Annotated in this window: 19 protein-coding genes and 1 pseudogene; 14 read left to right on the top strand and 6 right to left on the bottom strand. The window is 42.1% G+C overall.

The genetic code is table 11. The features are described from left to right. Positions 1-77 precede the first annotated feature (77 nt). Positions 78-953 carry an IS982 family transposase gene (locus JFY49_RS02880; protein WP_200222939.1) on the top strand — a complete coding sequence of 292 codons (876 nt, stop codon included), beginning with the start codon at positions 78-80 and terminating at the stop codon, positions 951-953. Between the two features lie 15 nt (positions 954-968). Here JFY49_RS02880 and JFY49_RS02875 read toward each other — a convergent pair. From JFY49_RS02875 to tig, 3 genes and pseudogenes are all read right to left on the bottom strand, one after another. Continuing rightward, positions 969-1,511 (bottom strand): annotated as a pseudogene (locus JFY49_RS02875) (ClpX C4-type zinc finger protein); the annotation flags it as partial. 27 nt (positions 1,512-1,538) lie between these two features. Beyond that, positions 1,539-2,144, bottom strand: coding sequence for an ATP-dependent Clp endopeptidase proteolytic subunit ClpP (gene clpP, locus JFY49_RS02870; RefSeq protein WP_086175809.1), 606 nt, complete (start codon positions 2,142-2,144; stop codon positions 1,539-1,541). Between the two features lie 191 nt (positions 2,145-2,335). Beyond that, a complete protein-coding gene (gene tig, locus JFY49_RS02865) occupies positions 2,336-3,667 on the bottom strand; it encodes a trigger factor (RefSeq protein ID WP_166169318.1) in 1,332 nt (443 codons plus the stop codon). 718 nt (positions 3,668-4,385) lie between these two features. Between tig and JFY49_RS02860 the strand changes: the two genes are divergently transcribed. The 3 genes from JFY49_RS02860 to JFY49_RS02850 all read left to right on the top strand — a co-directional run bounded on the left by JFY49_RS02860 (position 4,386) and on the right by JFY49_RS02850 (position 10,079). Continuing rightward, on the top strand, positions 4,386-6,665 hold the full coding sequence (locus tag JFY49_RS02860) for a TonB-dependent receptor (protein WP_200223679.1): 2,280 nt from the start codon (positions 4,386-4,388) through the stop codon (positions 6,663-6,665). 111 nt (positions 6,666-6,776) lie between these two features. After that, positions 6,777-7,460, top strand: a complete 684-nt coding sequence (locus JFY49_RS02855) for a Fe2+-dependent dioxygenase (protein WP_200223674.1) — start codon at positions 6,777-6,779, stop codon at positions 7,458-7,460. Positions 7,461-7,829: 369 nt separating this feature from the next. After that, positions 7,830-10,079, top strand: a complete 2,250-nt coding sequence (locus JFY49_RS02850; RefSeq protein ID WP_200223672.1) for a catecholate siderophore receptor Fiu — start codon at positions 7,830-7,832, stop codon at positions 10,077-10,079. An 18-nt stretch (positions 10,080-10,097) separates the two neighbouring features. Here the strand turns inward: JFY49_RS02850 and JFY49_RS02845 are convergent. Beyond that, positions 10,098-11,188 (bottom strand): IS4-like element ISAba33 family transposase gene (locus tag JFY49_RS02845; RefSeq protein ID WP_107010211.1). Its coding sequence is split into 2 segments (ribosomal slippage): positions 10,098-10,648 and positions 10,648-11,188, totalling 1,092 coding nucleotides; the frame shifts between segments, so codons are not numbered across the junction. Positions 11,189-11,377: 189 nt separating this feature from the next. On the opposite strand from JFY49_RS02845, the gene JFY49_RS02840 reads away from it, so the two are divergent. The 6 genes from JFY49_RS02840 to JFY49_RS02815 all read left to right on the top strand — a co-directional run bounded on the left by JFY49_RS02840 (position 11,378) and on the right by JFY49_RS02815 (position 17,554). Beyond that, complete coding sequence (locus tag JFY49_RS02840; RefSeq protein WP_200224781.1) at positions 11,378-12,061, top strand: Fe2+-dependent dioxygenase; 684 nt, start codon at positions 11,378-11,380, stop codon at positions 12,059-12,061. Further along, the gene (locus tag JFY49_RS02835; RefSeq protein ID WP_227609530.1) at positions 12,058-13,173 is read left to right on the top strand and encodes an alpha-hydroxy acid oxidase; all 1,116 of its coding nucleotides are present in this window, start codon (positions 12,058-12,060) and stop codon (positions 13,171-13,173) included. The genes JFY49_RS02840 and JFY49_RS02835 overlap by 4 nt, the downstream gene beginning before the upstream one ends. 257 nt (positions 13,174-13,430) lie before the next feature. Beyond that, a complete protein-coding gene (leuA, locus tag JFY49_RS02830; protein ID WP_086195407.1) occupies positions 13,431-15,128 on the top strand; it encodes a 2-isopropylmalate synthase in 1,698 nt (565 codons plus the stop codon). An 88-nt stretch (positions 15,129-15,216) separates the two neighbouring features. Then, positions 15,217-16,377 (top strand): homoserine O-succinyltransferase MetX, encoded by a 1,161-nt coding sequence (gene metX / locus JFY49_RS02825; protein WP_200223665.1) that lies wholly within the window; start codon positions 15,217-15,219, stop codon positions 16,375-16,377. After that, entirely contained in the window at positions 16,377-16,970 is a 594-nt protein-coding gene (gene metW / locus JFY49_RS02820) for a methionine biosynthesis protein MetW (protein WP_086175817.1), read from the top strand. Before metX ends, metW begins: the two co-directional genes overlap by 1 nt. Beyond that, positions 16,967-17,554: a tetratricopeptide repeat protein gene (locus JFY49_RS02815; protein ID WP_200223664.1), complete on the top strand. Its 588-nt coding sequence runs from the start codon at positions 16,967-16,969 to the stop codon at positions 17,552-17,554. Before metW ends, JFY49_RS02815 begins: the two co-directional genes overlap by 4 nt. 38 nt (positions 17,555-17,592) lie before the next feature. Here the strand turns inward: JFY49_RS02815 and JFY49_RS02810 are convergent, their stop codons facing one another. Further along, the gene (locus JFY49_RS02810) at positions 17,593-18,096 is read right to left on the bottom strand and encodes a GNAT family N-acetyltransferase (RefSeq protein WP_227609528.1); all 504 of its coding nucleotides are present in this window, start codon (positions 18,094-18,096) and stop codon (positions 17,593-17,595) included. Positions 18,097-18,154: 58 nt separating this feature from the next. On the opposite strand from JFY49_RS02810, the gene rdgB reads away from it, so the two are divergent. Then, complete coding sequence (gene rdgB / locus JFY49_RS02805) at positions 18,155-18,781, top strand: RdgB/HAM1 family non-canonical purine NTP pyrophosphatase (protein WP_200223662.1); 627 nt, start codon at positions 18,155-18,157, stop codon at positions 18,779-18,781. Between the two features lie 139 nt (positions 18,782-18,920). On the opposite strand, the gene JFY49_RS02800 is transcribed toward rdgB, so the two are convergent. Further along, on the bottom strand, positions 18,921-19,802 hold the full coding sequence (locus JFY49_RS02800; protein ID WP_200223659.1) for a permease: 882 nt from the start codon (positions 19,800-19,802) through the stop codon (positions 18,921-18,923). Between the two features lie 192 nt (positions 19,803-19,994). On the opposite strand from JFY49_RS02800, the gene tatA reads away from it, so the two are divergent. From tatA to tatC, 3 genes are read left to right on the top strand one after another with little or no spacing between them, the layout of a single operon-like run. Further along, a complete protein-coding gene (gene tatA, locus JFY49_RS02795; RefSeq protein WP_200223657.1) occupies positions 19,995-20,213 on the top strand; it encodes a Sec-independent protein translocase subunit TatA in 219 nt (72 codons plus the stop codon). A 12-nt stretch (positions 20,214-20,225) separates the two neighbouring features. Then, a complete protein-coding gene (tatB, locus tag JFY49_RS02790; RefSeq protein ID WP_200223655.1) occupies positions 20,226-20,648 on the top strand; it encodes a Sec-independent protein translocase protein TatB in 423 nt (140 codons plus the stop codon). Next, positions 20,645-21,421 (top strand): twin-arginine translocase subunit TatC, encoded by a 777-nt coding sequence (gene tatC / locus JFY49_RS02785; RefSeq protein WP_200223653.1) that lies wholly within the window; start codon positions 20,645-20,647, stop codon positions 21,419-21,421. Before tatB ends, tatC begins: the two co-directional genes overlap by 4 nt. The last annotated feature ends 22 nt before the right edge of the window (positions 21,422-21,443 follow it).

Here is a 21,443-nt window from a genome sequence, read left to right as displayed (position 1 = left end):
AGAAACAAAGAAAAAGCCTTTGAAGTTGTAAGATTTTGGTTCTAAAGACAAAAAACTGCAACAACAAAGGCTTTCCCGTGGATTATATTACTGAAATATTCTGTTTAATAGATGACTTTTGCAAAGATTTTGAATCAACATTAAAAACGGCTCTCATTTCCGACCAACAACCAAGACGACAGAGAGCTAAAGCCCTGTGTTTATCTGAAATCATGACCATCACGGTACTGTTCCATCAATCAGGTTTTAGATTCTTCAAATATTATTACAACCATATGATTCGACCCTTCTGGAAAGAAGCATTTCCTACACTGCCCAGCTATAACAGAATGATTGAATTATTACCTCAATGTCTGACAGCATTAACGTGTTTCTTTCATCAAATTAAAGGTCAATGTACAGGAATTAGCTTAATTGATTCAACTAAACTGATCGTTTGCCATAATCGTCGTATTGCAAGGAATAAGGTTTTTAAGGGCCTGGCAGGACGAGGAAAAAGCAGTACGGGTTGGTTTTATGGTTTTAAATTACACATGGTTATCAATCAATTAGGTGAAATTATTAATATTGCATTTACATCAGGAAATGTTCACGATGTCAAAATGCTGGATGTGTTAGGTCAAGGCTTAAGTGGAGTTTTACTCGCAGATAAGGGATATATCAGTAAAGCTAAAGCCGAAGTTTTATCACAGCGAGGGCTTAAGATTTTAACGACTGGACGTAAGAATATGAAGAACCTGCCTCAATATAATGAGATGGAGAAGCAGCTTCTTTCAAAACGGGGATTGATTGAAACCGTGAATGATCAGCTAAAAAACTTGCATCAGATTGACCATACCCGACATCGCTCGGTTAACAATTTTATGGTCAATCTAATGGCAGCAATCATCGCTTATTGTTTATCACCAAATAAACCAACATTTAAAAACATGCTTAATTATCAATCAAATTAAGTCGAACTCAGGTTAGATAATACCCTTTTGCGCTTTTTCTACATCATAGTCGGCTTTTTGCAACAGCTTCTGTACGATGTTTTCCACATCTTCACCAACATAACCCGCTTCGGTCAAAGTGGTCGCATCGGCCATGGCAAATGGAACATCAAGCAAACGCGCTAAAGTTTGTGCCAGCAAAGTTTTACCTGAACCTGTTGGTCCAACCAGTAAAATATTACTTTTTGCCAGTTCAACTGCATCATCATGCTTATGGCCGCTATGGGTCACTTTTAGACGCTTGTAATGGTTATACACTGCAACTGAAAGCGTTTTCTTGGCAACATCCTGACCAATGACATATTGATCAAGTGCGGCACGAATTTCGTGTGGCTTAGGCAACGGTTTGCTCGCCCAATCGCCCGATTCAACTTGCTGGCTGGTTTGGACTAAATCTAGGCATACGTCCACACACTCATTACAGATGTAAGCGTCCTCACCTGCAATCAGTTTCCCGACTTCAGACTGCGTTTTACCGCAAAATGAACAATGCTTTTGTCCTTGAGGATGATCGGACATATTCACTCCAATATAAAAATCTGAAAATTATGGACGTTTAGTAAGTACTTCATCCACGAGACCGTATTCTTTAGCAGCCTGTGCTGTCATAAAGTTATCACGGTCAGTATCTCTGGCAACAGTTTCATAGTCTTGACCACTATGCTCTGCCATTAAACGGTTTAAACGTTCTTTAATAAATAGAATTTCACGCGCGTGAATTTCAATATCCGATGCCTGACCACGGAAACCACCAAGTGGCTGGTGAATCATCACACGGGCATTTTCCAAGCAATAACGTTTACCCTTAGCACCTGCATTAAGCAGGAATGCACCCATAGAGGCTGCCTGTCCCATACAATAGGTCACGACATCCGGTTTAATGAATTGCATGGTATCGTAAATAGCCATACCTGCAGTCACTGAACCTCCTGGTGAATTAATATAGAGGTGTATATCTTTATCTGGGTTCTCTGCTTCTAAAAACAACATTTGCGCAACAATTAAATTTGCCATGTTGTCTTCAACTTCACCGGTTAAGAAGATGACGCGTTCACGCAAAAGACGTGAGAAAATATCGAAAGAACGCTCACCACGAGAAGACTGTTCAACCACCACTGGCACTAAAGCGTTATCAATTGTTGGAACATACATACGTTATTTATTCCTAAATTTTTTGTTACTAAACTCATAGTCACAATATGAGGGATAATTGCCGAAAATGCAAAATATTCCCAATTAAATAACAGATATTTTTTATATAAGCATTGTGAATTCAGGACAGGTCACGATCAGCCTGTACATAAAAAAAGGCGCATCATGCGCCTTTTTTCGGTCAGCTAAGCTTAGCCTTGTTGACGAGCTTGTTGCTCTTTCAATAAGTCTTCATAGCTTACTTTTTTGTCAGTCACTTTAGCAGATGCCAAGATGTGATCAACTACTTGATCTTCTAATACAACAGCTTCGATTTGAGCACGTTGCTGTTTGTCATTTTTGAAGTATTCAATCACTTCAGTTGGGTCTTCGTAAGAAGAAGCCATGTCTTCGATGTAAGCTTCAACGCGAGCAGCATCAACTTCAATTTTAGCGTCCGCTAAAACCTTGCTAACCAATACGCCAAGTTTTACAGATTTTTCAGCTTGTTCTTTGAACAGGTCATCTGGAAGCATGCTGCTGTCAAATGCTTTCGCACCTTGAGCACCAAACTGTTGAGTGAACTGTTGAATCATTTGTTGACGTTGACGGTCAATTTCTTGAGACAACATAGAAGCAGGAACTTCAACTTCGTTTGCAGCTACAAGTGCATCAAAAGTCGCACCTTTTACCTGGTTACGAAGACCGTTTTTCACTTCACGTTCCATGTTTTTACGAACGTCAGCTTTTAATTTTTCCACGCCTTCTTCTTCAGTTAAACCAAAGATTTTCAAGAATTCAGCATCAACTTCTGGAAGTTTTTGTTTTTCAACTAGCTTCACAGTGATTTTGAATTGAGCAGCTTTACCCGCAAGGTTTTCAGCCTGGTAATCTTCAGGGAAAGTAACATCAATCACTTTCTCTTCGCCTTTCTTCATACCAACGATACCGTCTTCGAAGCCAGGGATCATACGACCAGAACCTAACACCAGTTTAAAGTCAGTTGCAGAACCGCCTTCAAATTTTTCGCCATCAACTGAACCTTCAAAGTCGAAAGTAACTTGCATGTCTTTTTTAGCCATGCCTTTGGTTTCAGTCCAGCTTGCACGTTGCTTTTGAAGGTTTTCGATCATTTGATCGACGTCTTTGTCGTTGACTTCAGTTGCTTTACGTTCAACTTCCAAGCCGTCAAATTTCACTTCAACTTCTGGATAAACTTCTACAGTTGCTTCATAAACAAGAGCGTCTTCTTTATTTTCAACTTTTTCAATGTTTGGCATGCCAACAGCATTGATTTTCTCTTGTTGAATCGCTTCGAATACTGTGTCACGAATTACATCGTTCACAACTTCTTGATAAATGCCTGCGCCATATTCACGACGTACTACATTTAAAGGCACTTTACCTGGACGGAAGCCGTTGATCTTCACAGTTTTAGCAGTGCGTTTTAAACGGGCTTCAAATTGCTCGTTCACACGGCTCGTCGGTACAGATACATTTAAACGACGGGCAACGCCCGAAACCGCTTCAGAAGTTACTTGCATGGCTTCCTCGATATAGAAATAGTAATTGCAATTTTGAAAGTGCCACATTATATGACAACATTGAAAGATATACAAAACCGGATGTTTTAACCATTAAATTTTAAGTATTCTGGTCATAAAAGTCTGGCTTAATTACAACTTTGAACATCTGTAGTGTATAAACATCGCCATTTTCTATATTTTTTTACCGCTTTCGCCTATTTTTCGCTGTTTGATACTTTTTATTTCAGTATTTTTTCTGGCTATCTTTTGTGGTTCTCATTCAGCCCTATTTTAGCCACAGTTCATAATTTTTGTCTAAATTCCCTGTTCTTCCTGCAAAAAGCTCTTTTGAGTAGAAATTTCATGATCACGTTCCCTATTTTTAATTTTTACGGAAAAGATTATGTACTTAAAACCAAGAATAGCCTTTAAAAGTCGAATTACACGCTTGGACTCAGCATAAACATTAAGTACAAAATGAAATTTTTGTTGGTGATTTGCCATATCACTGTTAAAAAAATTAGCATCAATATTCCCAATTAGAAATAAAAAAACCATAGTAATATAAAATATATATATAAATTAAATAATTAACTTAGAATAGCCACATCATTTGATTCAAAAAACAAATCAATAACTTAAAAATGATTACCAATTACAATTGCAACTCATAGTGATAAAAAATAAGAATCATTATTATTCTCATACGTTTTCACAGTACCCTTTTGAGTTCGAAATGGCCTTCATTAAAACACGCAAAAAAATCGTATCTTCTGCGATTGTTTCCTCACTTTCAGTGATGGCAGCGAATGCATTTGCACAAGATCAAGTTGCTCAACTTGAAACTATTCATGCTCAGGCGGAAGCAGAAACAACTCAAGGTTTAAAAGTAGACCAATCTGCCAACTCCAAGTTTGTTGCTCCTTTACTGGATACGCCTAAATCAGTTTCTGTAATTTCAAAGCAATTGATTGAAGATACTCAAGTGACAACTTTAAGCGATGCTTTGCGTACAGTACCTGGTATTACTTTAGGGGCTGGTGAAGGGGGTAACCCGAATGGCGACCGTCCATTTATTCGTGGTTATAACTCAGAAAGTTCCATGTATGTCGATGGTGTGCGTAATGCCACTTCACAAAACCGTGAAATGTTTGCTGTAGAACAGGTTGAAGTAACCAAAGGTTCTGCATCTGCAATGGGCGGTGCAGGTACGACTGGTGGTAGCGTTAACATGATTTCTAAAGTTGCCAAAAAAGGCGACTCATTAGAAGGTTCTGTTGGTACAGGTACCGATAATTACCAACGTATTACCCTAGATGGCAACAAAGATTTTGGTAATGGTATTGCTGCCCGTGTGGCAGTAATGGGCCACCATAATGAAAAAGCAGGTCAAGCCGATGGGACTGAATACAAACGTGCCGGGATCGCTCCAAGTATTACTTTTGGTTTAGACACCCCTACCCGTGCAACTTTAAGTTATTACTACCTAAAAACAGATGATACCCCTGATTCAGGTGTACCCTACAACAACCCAACTGGATATTCCCAATATTCAGGAAAACCAATTGATGTCAAACAAGGCATTTACTACGGTTGGGAAGACCGTGATTTCCAAAAACAGGAAAATCAGGTGGGTACAATCAAGTTAGAACATGACCTGACTGACAATCTAACCATTTCAAATACCGCGGTTTATAACAGCTCTAAAAATGATTATCTGTGGACCAACCCAGATGATTCTCAAGGGAACATTTATAAAACCGGTAATATATGGGCACGTGTAAACTCTCGTGTTGCCGATACAGATACCTTTACCGACCAATTAGCATTAACCGGTAAATTCAATACTGGTGCGCTCAAGCATAGTTTTAACTTAGGTGCTGAATATTCAGATCAAGAAACTGACCGTACCCAATATATTATTAATGGCTTGTCTGCCACAGGTGCAGAATACAACAAATGCAGCCCTGCCGATATTGCTTCGGGCTGGTGTACTGCTGTTCAAAACCCTAATCGGGGACCATGGACAGGAAGTATCAGTACTGAAGGTGCAGACCAATACAATACACAAACCAAGTCCACTTCTGTTTACTTCCTGGACAGCATTGAGTTCAATCCACAATGGATTTTAGATTTGGGCGTGCGTTGGGACAAGTTTGATACTGAACAAACCATGACCTATGGTGCACGAAATAGTGCTGTGACTGCAACAACCCCTACAGCTCAAGCTGGCGACAAAGTAACAACAGAAAGTGATACTGATTTCTTCACTTATCAAGCAGGCCTTACTTTTAAACCGGTTGAAAATGCTTCAATCTATGCCAGCTATGCAACATCTGCAAACCCTGTGGGTGTAGATGCCGGTGACGGTTCTGAAGGTATTGGTGCAAATTATAGCAACTTGGATCCTGAAGAAAGCCAGACTTTCGAAATTGGGACCAAATGGGACCTTTTACAAGATCGCTTGAATTTAACTGCCGCTATTTTCCGTACTGAAAAGCAGAATGCACGTATCCAGTTGAGTCCTACTACTTATAGTAATATTGGCGAAAGCAAAGTTGATGGTATCGAGCTGGGCTTGAACGGTAAAATTACAGATCAATGGGAGATCAGCGCAGGCTATACCTATCTTGATAGTGAAGCGACCAAGAATGGCGTCAGCTGTCGCGGTACCACCTGTACTGACCAAACGGTATTTAACGGCAACCAAATGCCGAATGTTCCTAAAAACAGCGCTACACTTTGGACAACATATCAGGTTCTTCCGCAACTTCAACTTGGTGCTGGTGCAACTGCAATGGACAAAGTCTATGGCGACCTAGCCAATACCAAATACGTTCCAGGTTATGTACGTTACGATGCCATGGCACGTTACAACGTTAACGAAAATGTTGACCTGCAATTGAATGTCAATAACCTGTCTGATGAACGCTATTTCACTAAAGCGTATGCCTCTCACTACGCCACTGAAGCAGAAGGTCGTAGTGCAGTATTGTCACTAAACTTTAAATACTAAAATTGACTTTTATAATCCCATAAATAAATTATAGGATTCAATTGAAAATAGCCTCCTCATGAGGCTATTTTTATAGGCTAAAAGAATTCATTCTTCCAAAGGTGTATTGTCGTGATCCATCATATTCCTAACGTCCTGAGTAAAGAACAAGTTCAATATTTCCGTGAAGAAATGGCAAAAATTGAATGGGTCAATGGTAAAGTCACTGCCGGTACACTGTCTGCCACAGTCAAACAAAACCAGCAACTGCCTGAAGATCATCCCCTGACTCATTACTTAAGTACCATCATTTTAGAATCATTGGGTCAGCATCCTTTGTTTTTATCTGCGGCCATTCCCCTCGACATTATTCCGCCACTGTTTAACCGTTATGAAAACAACGAAGCTTTTGGTTTTCATGTCGACAATTCCATCCGCCGTATCCGTAGCAGCAATGACCGTTTACGCACGGACTTGTCCTGCACGGTTTTTTTAAGCGACCCGGAAGAATATGAAGGTGGCGACCTGGTGGTTGAAGACACCTATGGCTATCATGAGGTTAAACTACCCGCGGGCGATATGATCCTCTACCCTTCCACCAGTGTGCATGAAGTCACGCCAGTAACCTCCGGCTGCCGTCTCGCGTCTTTCTTTTGGGTACAAAGCATGATCCGTGATGATGCGGAACGCCATATGTTGTTTAATCTGGATCAGTCCATTCAGAACTTGCGTATGCAATTGGGTGATCAACATGATGAAGTGATCAAGCTGACCAATCTTTATCATAATTTAATGCGCAAATGGGCTGAACTCTAAGCTTAAAATCATGAAAAGCGCATGGTTCAAGTGCTGCATGAATGTTGAGGATGATTTTAATTTTCCTAAAACTGAGCAGCAGAGTTAAGCATTTCATTGCAAGTCAGTATAAAAATCCCAGCCTAATCATCATTCTTTTTCATTAGCGCAATGAATTCAGCACATCCACTGCGCTTTTTTAAACAGCATTTTAAATAAAAACGAATAATCTTCTATAAATTTATTGCAAATAATAATTATTATCATTAATATTTGCATCATTGTTACAATCTATAACAATCTATCCACTTTTAGTTCCAGATTACTGACCACAAAAGTTGCAAAACAGTATTGGAATTCCGTCATATACGAAACTAGGGATGACTGACCATGGCACAAATCAAAAGCCGTAAACACCACAGAAATGCTCAACTGGTTGCCTTAGCGGCCTCGTTTCCGCTCATGACTCATGCAGCAGCAAGCAATGGTGTCACTCAGCTGCCAACCATTACCGTGGAATCTAAAGCGGAAAATAAATATAAAGCCGATAGCGTCAGCTCCCCAAAATATACCCAGCCACTGGTCGATACCCCGCAAACCGTTTCCGTAATAAAAAAAGAACTATTAAAAGAACAAGGTGCAACGTCTTTGGTTGAAGCCTTAAGGAACACACCGGGAATTACCCTGCAACTGGGTGAAAATGGTAATACCAGTGCCGGCGATGCCTTTCAAATGCGTGGCTTTTCTACGCAAACCTCTACCTATGTCGATGGTATCCGTGATTTAGGTGCAGTCACCCGCGATGTCTTTAACCTGGAACAGATTGAAGTGGTCAAAGGCCCTTCTGGTGCGGAAGCTGGTCGTGGTGCAGCATCAGGGTATATCAACCTGGCCAGCAAACTGCCTCAAACTGAAAATAGCCGTGAAGTTTCTGCCACTTACAATACTGCAGAACATGCCCGTCTGACTGCTGATATCAATCAGGTGATTAATGATGGCATTGCAGTTCGTTTAAATGCCATGGGACAGGACGGCGGCGTTGAAGGCCGCGACTTTATTGAAAACAACGGCTGGGCCATTGCACCCTCGATTGCTTTTGGCCTAGATAGCGATACCCGCCTGTATCTCTATTCACAGCATATTCGTCAACGCAATATTCCGGATGGCGGTATCCCAACTATTGGCATGAAGGGTTTCTACAATGCTGATTCTGCTTTAGCTTCAGCAGCTAAAGTCAACCGTGAAAATTATTATGGTCACGTCGATGACCATGAAGATGTCGATGCAGATATGTATACGGCAAAAATTGAAAGTGATCTGGCTGAAAACGTCAAACTGACCAACATCACCCGTCTGGGTAAAACCAGTATGAACCGTGTTTTAACCGGGATAAATACCGGTTCAGCCGGTTTAAGAACCAATGGTTCAACTAATCCAAAAGATTGGGAAGTTAACCGTTCACGTCAGGGTGTCGATCAGGAAAATAAGATTCTGGCTAACCAAACGACGTTGAACCTGAATTTAACAACCGGTGCCATTGAGCATGATGTGGTTGCCGGTCTGGAATTTTTAAAAGAACAGCAACATACAAAAACTATGGCTACACAAATGCCGGGTCAAGCGACGGTAGCCACATCTTGGGCCAATCTTTATGATCCAAATCGCAATGAAGCAATGCCCGGCCTGATGTATAACGGGGGCTATACCCATGGTGAAACCGATACAGCTGCTGCCTATTTATTCGATACGCTTAAATTTGGTGAGCGCTTCCAGCTGAATGGTGGAGTACGGGTCGACTATTACGACACCGAATATGATGCTTTGACCTTGCCATCGGGTAGCAGCAGCTTGGTCCCTGCTAATTTTGGTGCACATGACACCTTGGTCAGCTGGAAACTGGGAGGCCTATTTAAACCTACGGCTAAAAGTAGCGTATATGCTTCTTATGCCAAATCCCTGACTCCTCCGGGAAGCGCCAACTTTAGCCTTTCAGCAACCGGAATTAACAGTGCTGCGGCCAAACCGCAAGAAACCCATCACTATGAAATTGGCACCAAGTGGGATGTGTTGAATGACCAACTGGCACTCAATGCTGCTGCTTATTACACTGAAAATGAAAACCAGTTTACCCAGGATGCCATTACCCAAGAATCCATTCAACAAGGTAAAACGACCGTCAAAGGGGTTGAACTCAGTGCTGTGGGTAAAATCACGGATGCATGGAATGTATCTGCCGGCGTGGCTCATATGAAAACTGAACAAGAAGACCAGCTCAGCGTGAATGCAACCACTGGAGCAATTACTCGAACCAACAATGTGCGCTGGTCACCGGAATGGACAGCAAGCTTATGGTCTACTTATGATGTTGCCGGCTTTAAACTGGGCTTGGGTGCACGTTATGTCGATGAGCAAAAACGTGTCATTACCGACAGCACGGCAGCGGCGAATATGCCTAACATTCCAGGCTATGTGGTATTTGATGCCATGGCGGGCTACAGCTTGAATAAGAACGCTTCGGTCAACTTGAATGTCTATAATCTGGCAGACAAGGAATACATCAGTACCCTCAATAATGGCGGTGGCCGTGTGATATTAGGACAACCGCGTTCTGCAGCACTGACCTTTAATTATAAGTTTTAACTCTGTACACGACAAATTTCATAGGATCCTTGTCCTATCAGGCTTTTTCTTTCTTAAAATTGCTAGCACTTTCTTAAATTCTTCTTTTTTTCCAAAACCAATCAAACGTAGAATAGCCATTTGAACATAGTCCAAACCGTAGCGAAATAAACTTACTGAAAGTCGTCCATGCTTCTTTATTTTTATCGCTTTTTTCCGATCATGTTGCCATTCACCTGTTAAATAGCACCAACAGAAACCGATAGCTAGCACTGCTATCAATTTCTTGACTCGTCTAGGGTCTGTTAAACGAGTATTTTCAAGATTGAATCCACGTCCTTTGAGACAACTAAATAACGTTTCGATTTCCCAGCGTAATGCATAATCACGAATAGCAGAAGCATTAAACATAGGAGAAACAACAAGTAAAAGCTCTCCATCTTCTAATCGTAGCGCACTAATATACAGTTTCACTCGACCAACCCAAATACGTCGTTTACGACATTCAGTTTGACCAACTTGAAGATGACGAAATAAATCACTAATTTTATGATTCTTGGCTAAGTGATTGGTCACAATAAAGTTTTTTTAACACGTATACAGAAGTTAATGTCATTTTCAATTAACCATGTAAACCATTTCTCACCGATAAATTCTCTGTCTGCAAACACATTCACAATACGATCTTTACCAAAAATGGAGATAAAGCGTTGAATCAAAGCAATACGCTCTTTTGTATCTGAATTTCCACGTTTATTGAGCAATGTCCAAACAATAGGTATCGCTATTCCACGATAGACGATGGCTAACATCAAGATATTAATATCTCGTTTTCCCCATTTCCAATTAGTTCTATCCAAAGTTAATTGGACTTTATCGAATGAAAATATATTGAAAATTAACTGAGAAATTTGACGATAATCGAAATACTGATCTGCAAAGAAGCGTTGTATACGTCGATAAAATGATTGTGGTAAGCACTTGATGGGTAAGGCTTTAGATGCAGAAGAAAGATTACATGTCTGTTTTACAATTAATGCAAGCATAATCAGTGTAAAACATTTTGCATGTGACTTGTTCCACTTTAGATATTTGTTTAAGATGAGATGTAACTCATTGAAATGTGTCATCATATTCGTCGTCAGAAAACAAGTATTATGCCATTATTTCAATGAGTTATCTTTTTTTGTCGTGTACAAAGAAGTTTTAAGCAAAACAGTTCATTCTGCCCACTTTAGACCAGATGTAGTGTGTTATATCTAATGCACTACATTATTTATTTTTGAATCCAATTAATGTTAGGGATGCAGATCAAGCTGATGATGTTACATATTCCTGAAATTCTAAGCAAACAGCAGGTTGTCGAGCTACGACAACAATTAGATAACAGTCAGGCCTGGATTCAGGGTCAGCACAGTGCCGGCTTTCAGGCACAAAAAATAAAAAATAATCTACAGATTGATCCCAACAGCATTGCTTATCAATCCTTTGCGGCCAAAATTCTTCAGGCCTTACAACACAACCTCCTGCTCAAATCTGCGGCATTGCCCAAGCATATTCTTCCGCCTTTATTTAACTGCTATCAGGATCAGGGGCATTATGGCAATCATGTCGATAATGCCGTGCAATATTCCAGCAGCATTGGACAAGCCATTCGGACTGACGTTTCCATCACCGTATTTTTATCTGAACCGGATGAATATGCAGGCGGTGAACTGATTGTTGAAGACAATTATGGCAGTCATGAAGTCAAGCTCGATGCGGGAGATGCCATACTCTACCCGGCCACCAGCTTACATCGGGTGGAACCAGTGACCCAAGGCAAGCGGATTGCGGCATGTACCTGGATACAAAGCATGGTCAAAGATGACTGGCAACGCAGTATGCTGTTTAACCTGGATATGAACATTATTAAGTTACGCCAGCAGATTGGCGATAGCGAAGAAATTCTGGGTTTGACCAGTCATTACCATAACCTATTACGCCAATGGGGAGACCTATGAAAACTGTTGTACCCCCTGCTCCCCTCTCGCAGATTCCGGCTTATTTACAAACCCTTGCCGATTATGAAATTGAAGCACAAAAGCATCTGTCTGATATGGTCTGGCAGTACTTGCAAGGCGGCTCTATGGATGAGGTCAGTGTTCGCGACAATCTGGATCAGTTTCAACAGATTCACTTATTGCCCCGAATGCTCAAAGACCTGACTCAAGGTCATACCCGCTGTAAAATTTTAGGGCAGGAATATCCGCACCCGATTTTTCTGGCCCCGATTGGACACCAGCAGCAGTTCCATCCTGAAGCTGAAGCAGCAACCGCGCTGGCAGCAGAAGTGCTGGGCAGTAATATGGTACTCAGTACCTTTAGCAATACCGACATGCGCCAACTGAAACAGGACAATCCATACAAGTGGTTTCAGCTGTACTGGCAAGGTGACCGGGAAAAATCGCTTGCTTTGGTGAAACTGGCCGAGCAACAAAATTTTCAAGCCCTGGTGATTACCGTAGATTCACCGCATACTGGCATCCGTGACCGTGAACGCCGGGTATTTTTCCATTTACCGGAAGGTATGCAACATCCGCATACCCCGGCGCATATCCCCTTACCTGAACTGCATAAGGGGGATCATCCCGTATTTAATGGTTTGATGAAAATTGCACCGACTTGGGAGGATATTGCCTGGATGGTTCAGCAGACCTCATTACCGGTTATTTTAAAAGGAATCGTCAATCCGCAGGATGCGCTGCTGGCCATACAGCACGGCGTACAAGGCCTGATTGTATCCAATCATGGCGGTCGTGTATTAGATACTTGCATTCCTCCACTGACTGCATTGCAGTTGATTAAAAAAGTGCTGCCGGCCGATTTTCCGCTGCTATACGATGGCGGAATTCGCCGTGGTTCAGATGTGTTTAAAGCCATTGCCCTGGGCGCTGCGGCAGTTTTCATCGGGCGTCCTTATATTTATGGACTGGCAACTGCGGGAGCACTGGGTGTGGCACATGTGATTAAAATACTGAAGGAAGAATTTGAGATTACCATGGCATTAATGGGAACAGCCACGCTAAATGACATCACTGATGAGTACATTTTCCACAAAAAACAAAATTATTGAAAAATATTTTCTTAAGTCATGTTTTGGATGCAAAAATAGAAAAATATTTTCGGAATAAATGGATTAATATTAAGTTATAGATTTACAAAGTCTGTGGTAAAACTAACTTATAAGAAAGCATTGGTTTTATTACAACTTTCGACTAATGTCTTCCAAGGTCAGACTTGTAAATTGCTAGAATAGACACAATCTATATTCGTAGTACGTTGCCGTGATCTACCACTGAAAGCAACCGTTGCTACCCAAGGAGTTACCTCATGATGTTGGCTGATCCAAGTAAAAAATATCGTCGCATGTACCAGCGTGTCGACTTGCCAGACCGTCAATGGCCAAATAACGAAATTACCAAAGCGCCAATTTGGATGAGTACCGACTTACGTGATGGTAACCAAGCCATTTTTGAACCGATGGATATGGATCAAAAATTCAAGATGTTCCAGATGTTGGTGAAAATTGGTTTCAAGCATATTGAAATTGGCTTCCCGTCTGCATCGCAAATTGACTTTGACTTCACCCGCAAATTGATTGAAGAAGGTCATATTCCGGATGATGTGTACATTGAAGTTTTAGTGCAGGCGCGTGATCACTTGATTCAGCGTACTTTCGAATCCTTGGTCGGTGCAAAACGTGCCATCGTGCATATCTACAACTCAAACTCTCCGACTTTCCGTCAAAAAGTTTTGAATGTGGATGTGGAAGGTGCACGTCAGTTAGCAATTAATGCTGCTCAAAAAGTGAAACAATACGCAGCACAATATCCTGAAACTGAATTTGTATTCCAGTACAGTCCAGAATGTTTCTCTGCAACCGAATTGGAAGTGGCGAAAGCGGCCTGTGATGCCGTGACTGAAATCTGGGAAGCATCACCTGAAAATAAAGTGATTTTAAACTTACCTGCAACAGTAGAGGTATCTAGCCCGAATATCTATGCCGACCAGGTGGAGTGGATGCACCGCAATATCGAGCGTCGTGATGGTGTGATTATTTCCGTACACTGCCACAATGACCGTGGTTGTGGTATCGCAGCGACTGAATTGGCGATTATGGCGGGTGCAGACCGTGTCGAAGGTTGTGTCTTTGGCAATGGCGAACGTACCGGTAACGTCGATGTGGCAGCTGTGGCCTTGAACATGTATACCCAGGGTGTTGCACCGCACCTAGATTTCTCCAACATTAACGAAATTATTGCCACTGTTGAAGAATGCACAGGCTTGCCAGTTCACCCTCGCCATCCATATGCAGGCGACTTGGTGTTCACTGCATTCTCCGGTTCACATCAGGATGCCATCAAGAAAGGTTTTGAATTCCAGAAAAATGAAGAAATCTGGGATATGCCTTACTTGCCAATCGATCCTAAAGACTTGGGCCGTGATTACGATGCCGTGATTCGTGTCAACTCACAATCTGGTAAAGGCGGTATTGCCTACTTGTTAGAATCCAATTACAACGTGGTGTTGCCGCGTCGTTTACAGATTGAATTTTCGCAAGTGGTTCAACAGGTGACTGACGAGCAAGCCAAAGAAGTTTCTGCACAAGACATATGGGCATTGTTTAAAGATACTTATGTGGCCGTGAAAGATTCCCATTACTCTGCCAAAAACTACAAATTGTCCGATGAAAATGGCAATCAAGTCATTGAGTTAGATATTGAAGTAAACGGCGAAGTTCAGCACTTGCGTGGTGAAGGCAATGGACCGATTTCTGCCATCTTGAATGCATTACAGTTGCCAATTGATGTGTTGAACTATGAAGAACGCAGTATCGGTTCTGGTGCAAATGCCAAAGCCTTGGCCTTGGTTGAGCTTCAGGTCAAAGGTGCCGGTAAATCAGCCTTTGGTGCTGGAGTGCATGACAACATCGTGACCTCATCTATCGAAGCGATTATTGCCTGCACCAACCGCTTGATTGACCAGGGTGTATTAAGTACCGATCAGGTCATTGCTGCTGCAGTATAAGCTTTATCAAATAAAAAACTTTAGAAAGGATACCCTCAAGTGGTATCCTTTTGTTATTCATCCTAAAGATTTAAGGCGAAAATTTCCTGTGTCTTTTCCAGCTGACTCAGTGGGCTTAGTTACCCCGCAAAAGTTTATTTTCGAAGAGCCGTTAGAGCTCGAATGTGACCGAATTCTTCCACGTTTTGAGCTCATGGTCGAAACTTATGGCGAACTCAATGCCGACAAATCCAATGCCATTCTGATTTGTCATGCCTTGTCTGGCCATCACCATGCGGCAGGTTATCATCATGAAGATGACCGCAAACCGGGTTGGTGGGATGCATGTATTGGACCATGTAAAGCCATTGATACCTCTAAATTCTTTGTCGTCGCCCTGAATAATATTGGCGGTTGCAGCGGTTCAACCGGCCCGATTTCGCCCAATCCGGAAAATGACAACCGTCCTTATGGACCGGATTTTCCTCTGGTCACCGTGCGTGACTGGGTCAAAACCCAGGCCCTGCTCTCTGACCGTATGGGCATTGATGTCTGGTATGCCATTATTGGCGGTTCTCTGGGCGGCATGCAGGCTTTGCAATGGTCGGTGGATTATCCAGAGCGTTTAAAAAAATGCGTGATCATTGCCAGTGCTCCAAAACTATCGGCACAGAATATTGCCTTTAACGAAGTGGCACGTCAGTCAATTCTGTCTGATCCCGACTTCCATAATGGTCGTTATCTGGAAAATGACAGCTATCCTAAACGCGGGCTGATTCTGGCACGTATGGTCGGTCATATTACCTATCTGTCTGAAGAAGCCATGAAACAGAAATTTGGCCGTGACTTGAAGTCGGGTAAATTTATGTACGGTTTTGACGTTGAGTTCCAGGTCGAAAGTTATTTGCGTTATCAGGGCGAGCAGTTCAGCCGTAACTTTGATGCCAACACTTACCTGATTATGACCAAGGCGCTGGACTACTTTGACCCATCACGCGAGTATGAGCAGTCATTGAAAAAAGCCATGGCCAATACCCAATGCAAGTTTCTGGTGGTGTCCTTTACCACCGACTGGCGTTTTACCCCACAGCGTTCACAAGAAATTGTCGATGCACTGATCAGCAACCATAAACCTGTCAGCTATGTCGATATTGATGCAGAACAGGGTCACGACTCGTTCCTGTTCCCGATTCCGCTTTACGTTAAATCATTACGTGCATTTTTAGGTGGTGCAGAACACCTCGAAGCCACACCTAAGGAGACTGTGTAATGCGTATCGATCATCAACTGGCAGAAAAATGGATTAAGCCCGATTCCAGCGTACTGGATTTAGGCTGTGGCGATGGCGAACTGCTGGCCCATATGAGCAAAAAGCACAATATTCGTGCATATGGCCTAGAAATTGATCAGGAAAAGATTGCAATTGCGGTAAGTCGGGGGTTAAATATTATCCAACAAGACTTAAACCTCGGTTTAAGCCGCTTTGCAGACCAGTCCTTCGACTATGTGGTGATGGCACAGGCCTTGCAAGCTGTAGATGCACCAGACGTATTATTGCGTGATATGGTGCGTGTGGGGAAACAGGCGATTATCACCTTTCCTAACTTTGCCCACTGGAAGACCCGGTCTTTCTTGGCATTAAAAGGAAGGATGCCGGTTTCGGAAGCTTTACCGTATATGTGGTATAACACGCCAAATATTCATTTATGTACTTTCCGTGATTTTGAAGCACTGTGTGCGGAAAATGATATCCGGATTATTAATCGACTTGCCGTGAATGGGGATCAGCAAGGTAGTTTACTCAGTAAACATATCCCGAATCTGTTTGGTGAAGTCGCTATTTATCGAGTGAGCGCACTATGAAAAAAATATTATTAAGCACACTATTGGCTGGACTGTTTAGCATTCAAGCCCATGCAGAATATGTTGCACCTACGGCATCGGTTTCGAGCCAGGCTGCGCAATATTCAGTTATGGATATCAACAATCTGACCAAAGCTGCCAAAGCCGGTCAACCCGCTGCACAATTCTATCTTGGTACCAAATATCAATACGGCAAGGATGTTCAGAGAGATGAGCAGCAAGCTTTTTCCTGGTACAAAGCTGCTGCCGATCAAGGTCTGACTGCTGCACAATTGAATGTCGGTCGCATGCTGGCTGATGGTATTGGCACCAAAAAAGATGAAGCTTTGGCACGTAAATATTTTGAAAAAGCAGCAAGCCGTGGCGATAACCGTGCCAGCTTTAACTTGGCGATGATGGAAGAACAAAAGAAAAACTATGTTGGCGCATATCAGTGGTATGAATTGTCTACCCGTGACGGTATGCTCGACAATAAAGTGATTTCACTGTCTGAAGGTAAGAAAACCGCTTTGGCTGCCAACTTGAGCCAAGAACAGATTCGTCAGGCACGTGACCGTGCGGACAAGTGGATTCAGGCACAGTAATTCTGCCTAATTCTATAAAGCACCTTCGGGTGCTTTTTTTATGTAATCTCCGATTCAATATGAATCATTTTAATAAAACGCAAACCGCTATATTCACAAATATCCGAAATACATTGAAAACCAAATTTTTGATAGATGGGCACAGCATAGCAACTCGAATTGACACTAAATTGTGGCCTATTCCCAAATTCAAATTGCTGTAACAGATGATTCCATAACATTCGCCCAATCCCCTGCCCCTGATAAGCTCGATCTACAAAAAAATGGAGGATGTGCGCTGGTTCTCTATAAGCAATCACTGCAATCAGTCTGTCAGCTCTTTCATAAACAAAATAATGAACTGCTGCTTGTTGCAATAAATCTTCTAAAGCAGCCCGACTAAATTTCTGCTCGCCTTCTGCATTCATTGCAAAATCAGCAATATAAGGTTGAATCAGCTGCTGTATCTCTGCACCATCTTTTAATTTGGCTACTCTAATCATGATTTTTCCTGCATTTATTATTATTTGATTAAAACTGACAATAAGCCTTGCTGATGTCAATCACAGATTAAAAATCCGTTAAACTAAGCTCATATTTATTGATACAAAGAGCTCAACAATGGCATCTCAAGATTGGTTATCGCAAGGAACACTGGTACTGGCAAGCAACAACAAAGGAAAAATTGCCGAATTTGAAAAAATGTTTGCAGAGTTAAATCTACCTGTTGAAGTGATTCCTCAAGGCAAACTGAATATTGAAGATGCGATTGAAGATGGTTTGAGCTTTGTTGAAAATGCCATTATTAAAGCCCGTCATGCATCTAAAATTTCAGGCAAACCGGCGATTGCCGATGATTCTGGAATTTGTGTTCCAGTCCTCGGTGGTGCGCCGGGCATTTATTCTGCACGCTTTGCCGGTGAACATGGCAATGATGCCGCAAACAATGAAAAGCTCTTAACCCGACTTAAACCGCTGCGTAAAGAAGGCGAAACTATTGAAGGCATGTTTGTCTGCGTGCTTGCCCTGGTTCAACATGCTGAAGATCCGCTGCCTCAAATTTTTCAAGGCATCTGGACAGGTGAAGTGCTGGAAGCGCCTCGTGGCAAAAACGGTTTTGGTTATGACCCGCTATTCTGGTTGCCTGAACTGGGTATTTCTAGTGCAGAGATGAGTAAGGAAGATAAAAATAAAATCAGCCATCGTGGTCAGGCGATGCAGTTGTTTAAAGCGAGCCTAGAGAAGTAATTTCATTATTTATTCTCCCTCCTTTTAGGAGGGATGAGAAGCTCAGCTTCGCAAGGGAGGTTAATCTTTCAAAACCCTCTCTCTAACTATCTCCCAAAGGGAGAGAGAACTTTCAAAACTCTTCTAAACATGTCATAAATCATAGATTCGGCACGAAACTATGCAACACTAATCCATAAATCCCAATCAATATCGCACTGGCCACAGTACCCGACGCAATATATTTTGCTGAATAACCCGTCCCCTGATAATGCGTTTCTAGCGCTACAATATTGGCCGCCGGCGGCAATAGAAAGAACATCAACATAACGGCATAGGTCAGTATTTGATGCGGAATAGGCAAAAACAGATAAGCTGCTGCACACAATAAAACAGACAATAACATACGGCTACTGATGATCAATAAGCTACGTTTCAAATCACTCCAGCCAATCCTGACCTTACTCAGCCACATACCCAAAACACACATACCGGCAAAGGTCACCAAGACTTTATTGGCCTGGTAAATCAGCTGTATTACGGGATGAGATTCGTAGCTGCTAAAGTCCCAGAATGACAAAACAGCAGCCGTGGTCAAGGCAATGACAGGGGGCGAAAGCATTACATTTTTAATAATAAATCCCCTATCCTGCCGGGTTTCACTCACCGCCATCACTGCACAGATATTGCCAAACAAAGAACCGCCGATATATAAGGCCACAATGGTGCTGCTGGCTTCCGGTCCAAAGATGGCTAAAGCAAAAGGCAGACCTAGCCATGCACCATTCAAATAACTAAAACACAGGGCACGTAATTTGTCTTGTTGAAAATAATAAAAACCACTGAAGAAAATAATCGAACTGAACAAGCTGAAACAGATCAGCCACAGACTGCCTTCTTTATAAAACACCATATTGTAAATGATCAGCAGCGGTATAAAGAGACGAGCCAGCAAAGCTGCCAGTAATGGCCGGATCGGCTTTAAAACATGCACTCCCCAATATCCGGCAAGAAAAGAAATAAGAGGAAGAATCAGTGCCATGAGGGTGCAAACTTGGTTTTTTACTGAAGAAGTCCATCCTAGCACAGCTGATATTCAAACATGATCTTGCAGGGCTCATTTTTCATATTCATCTAGCCATGAATCGCTTTGTCTTAAAACCGAAACAGAAACGTCACGGCAATGTCATACAGACCTGTTGAGATAGTTCTCAATAAAAATGAGGATATTTTCATGGCAGGATTATCAATTTGGCACGTTGTCATTTTTGCAATTGTAGTGATTTTATTGTTTGGCACATCCAAACTGAAAAATCTGGGTAAAGATGTCGGTGGTGCCGTTAAGGATTTTAAAAAATCGATTAAAGATGATGATGCTGAACATGCTCAACTGCAAGAGCCCCGCACCATTGATGCTCAGGTTAAAAACACTGAAAATACTGTAAAAAGCTAAGCGAGTGCAGCCATGCTAAATATCGGTATGACTGAACTGCTGTGCTTTGCCATTATTGCACTGCTGGTTTTGGGTCCTGAAAAACTGCCCGAAGCTGCGCGTTTTGCCGCGAAATGGTATGGTAAAGCAAAGCGCTTTATTCATAGTGTGCAAACCGAAGTCGATCGGGAACTGAAACTTTCAGAGTTTCGTGAAGAAATTCAGAAAGAAATTGACCGCATGACAGAAATAGAACAACGCTTGCAAAAGCAGCTGGATCATTTAACCCAGTCAACACAACAAGAAAAGACTCAAGAGCCATCTTCCCCCCGTTATACCTGGCTCAGTCCGTGTCGTTTGACACCCTTTTCAGCGAATTTTGTTCAGTTACATGGCGCTGATGCAGTCAAGGTTTCACGCTCTTATCTCCCCTCTACATTGAAGATTGCCGTATGAGCCAAAGTCAATTGCCTGCTGCTGAAGTCAAATCAGAGACTGAAAATCTAGAACAAATGCCTGTGATGCAGCATTTAATCGTTCTGCGTCAGTATCTATTTAAAATCGTTGCTATTACCCTGCTGCTGTTTTTCTGCTTATTGCCATTTCGCAATTATACTTATCAGCTTTTGTCAGAACCGCTCAGACAACAACTGCCTGTCAGTTCCACCATGATTGCCACCGATGTTACTGCAACCTTTATGGCACCGTTTAAGCTGAACTTATTTGTGGCCTTGATGCTGGCGATACCGCTCATCATATACTTCCTATGGTCATTTGTACGCCCGGCCCTGTATGAAAAAGAGCGTCACCTCGCTATTCCACTTTTAGCTGGTAGTATTTCTTTATTTTACTTAGGCATAGCTTTTGCCTACTTCATTACCTTGCCGGCAATTTTGCATTTCTTTATCAGTGTGTCGCCGGAGAGCGTTGCACCAATGACCGACATCAACAGTTATTTAGGCTTTTGTTTAAAACTGTTTTTGGTGTTTGGATTAACCTTTGAAATTCCAATTATCACTTTAGTCCTGATTCTGATTGGTGTGGTCAGCACGCAAAGTCTGGCAGAAAAACGCCGCTTCATTGTGGTGGGCTGTTTCTTTGTCGCCATGTTTGTGACGCCACCGGATGCACTTTCCATGGTGATGCTTGCCATTCCCATGTGGTTATTATTTGAAATAGGATTATTTCTTGGAAAGATGTTAGAAAAGCGCCATGCATTCAAACCATAATCACACTGCTTTTACCCGGCTC

This window comes from Acinetobacter sp. CS-2 (assembly GCF_016599715.1).
Classification (GTDB): Bacteria; Pseudomonadota; Gammaproteobacteria; order Pseudomonadales; family Moraxellaceae; genus Acinetobacter.
This window is presented reverse-complemented; position numbering and strand designations above follow the sequence as displayed.

Excerpts from the sequence above, each read along its gene's own strand:
- clpP (WP_086175809.1), bottom strand. The coding sequence starts at position 2,144 with ATGTATGTTCCAACAATTGATAACGCTTTAGTGCCAGTGGTGGTTGAA.
- tig (WP_166169318.1), bottom strand. The coding sequence starts at position 3,667 with ATGCAAGTAACTTCTGAAGCGGTTTCGGGCGTTGCCCGTCGTTTAAAT.
- JFY49_RS02860 (WP_200223679.1), top strand. The coding sequence starts at position 4,386 with ATGGCCTTCATTAAAACACGCAAAAAAATCGTATCTTCTGCGATTGTT.
- JFY49_RS02850 (WP_200223672.1), top strand. The coding sequence starts at position 7,830 with ATGGCACAAATCAAAAGCCGTAAACACCACAGAAATGCTCAACTGGTT.
- JFY49_RS02840 (WP_200224781.1), top strand. The coding sequence starts at position 11,378 with ATGATGTTACATATTCCTGAAATTCTAAGCAAACAGCAGGTTGTCGAG.
- JFY49_RS02835 (WP_227609530.1), top strand. The coding sequence starts at position 12,058 with ATGAAAACTGTTGTACCCCCTGCTCCCCTCTCGCAGATTCCGGCTTAT.
- leuA (WP_086195407.1), top strand. The coding sequence starts at position 13,431 with ATGATGTTGGCTGATCCAAGTAAAAAATATCGTCGCATGTACCAGCGT.
- metW (WP_086175817.1), top strand. The coding sequence starts at position 16,377 with ATGCGTATCGATCATCAACTGGCAGAAAAATGGATTAAGCCCGATTCC.
- JFY49_RS02815 (WP_200223664.1), top strand. The coding sequence starts at position 16,967 with ATGAAAAAAATATTATTAAGCACACTATTGGCTGGACTGTTTAGCATT.
- rdgB (WP_200223662.1), top strand. The coding sequence starts at position 18,155 with ATGGCATCTCAAGATTGGTTATCGCAAGGAACACTGGTACTGGCAAGC.
- JFY49_RS02800 (WP_200223659.1), bottom strand. The coding sequence starts at position 19,802 with ATGGCACTGATTCTTCCTCTTATTTCTTTTCTTGCCGGATATTGGGGA.
- tatA (WP_200223657.1), top strand. The coding sequence starts at position 19,995 with ATGGCAGGATTATCAATTTGGCACGTTGTCATTTTTGCAATTGTAGTG.
- tatB (WP_200223655.1), top strand. The coding sequence starts at position 20,226 with ATGCTAAATATCGGTATGACTGAACTGCTGTGCTTTGCCATTATTGCA.
- tatC (WP_200223653.1), top strand. The coding sequence starts at position 20,645 with ATGAGCCAAAGTCAATTGCCTGCTGCTGAAGTCAAATCAGAGACTGAA.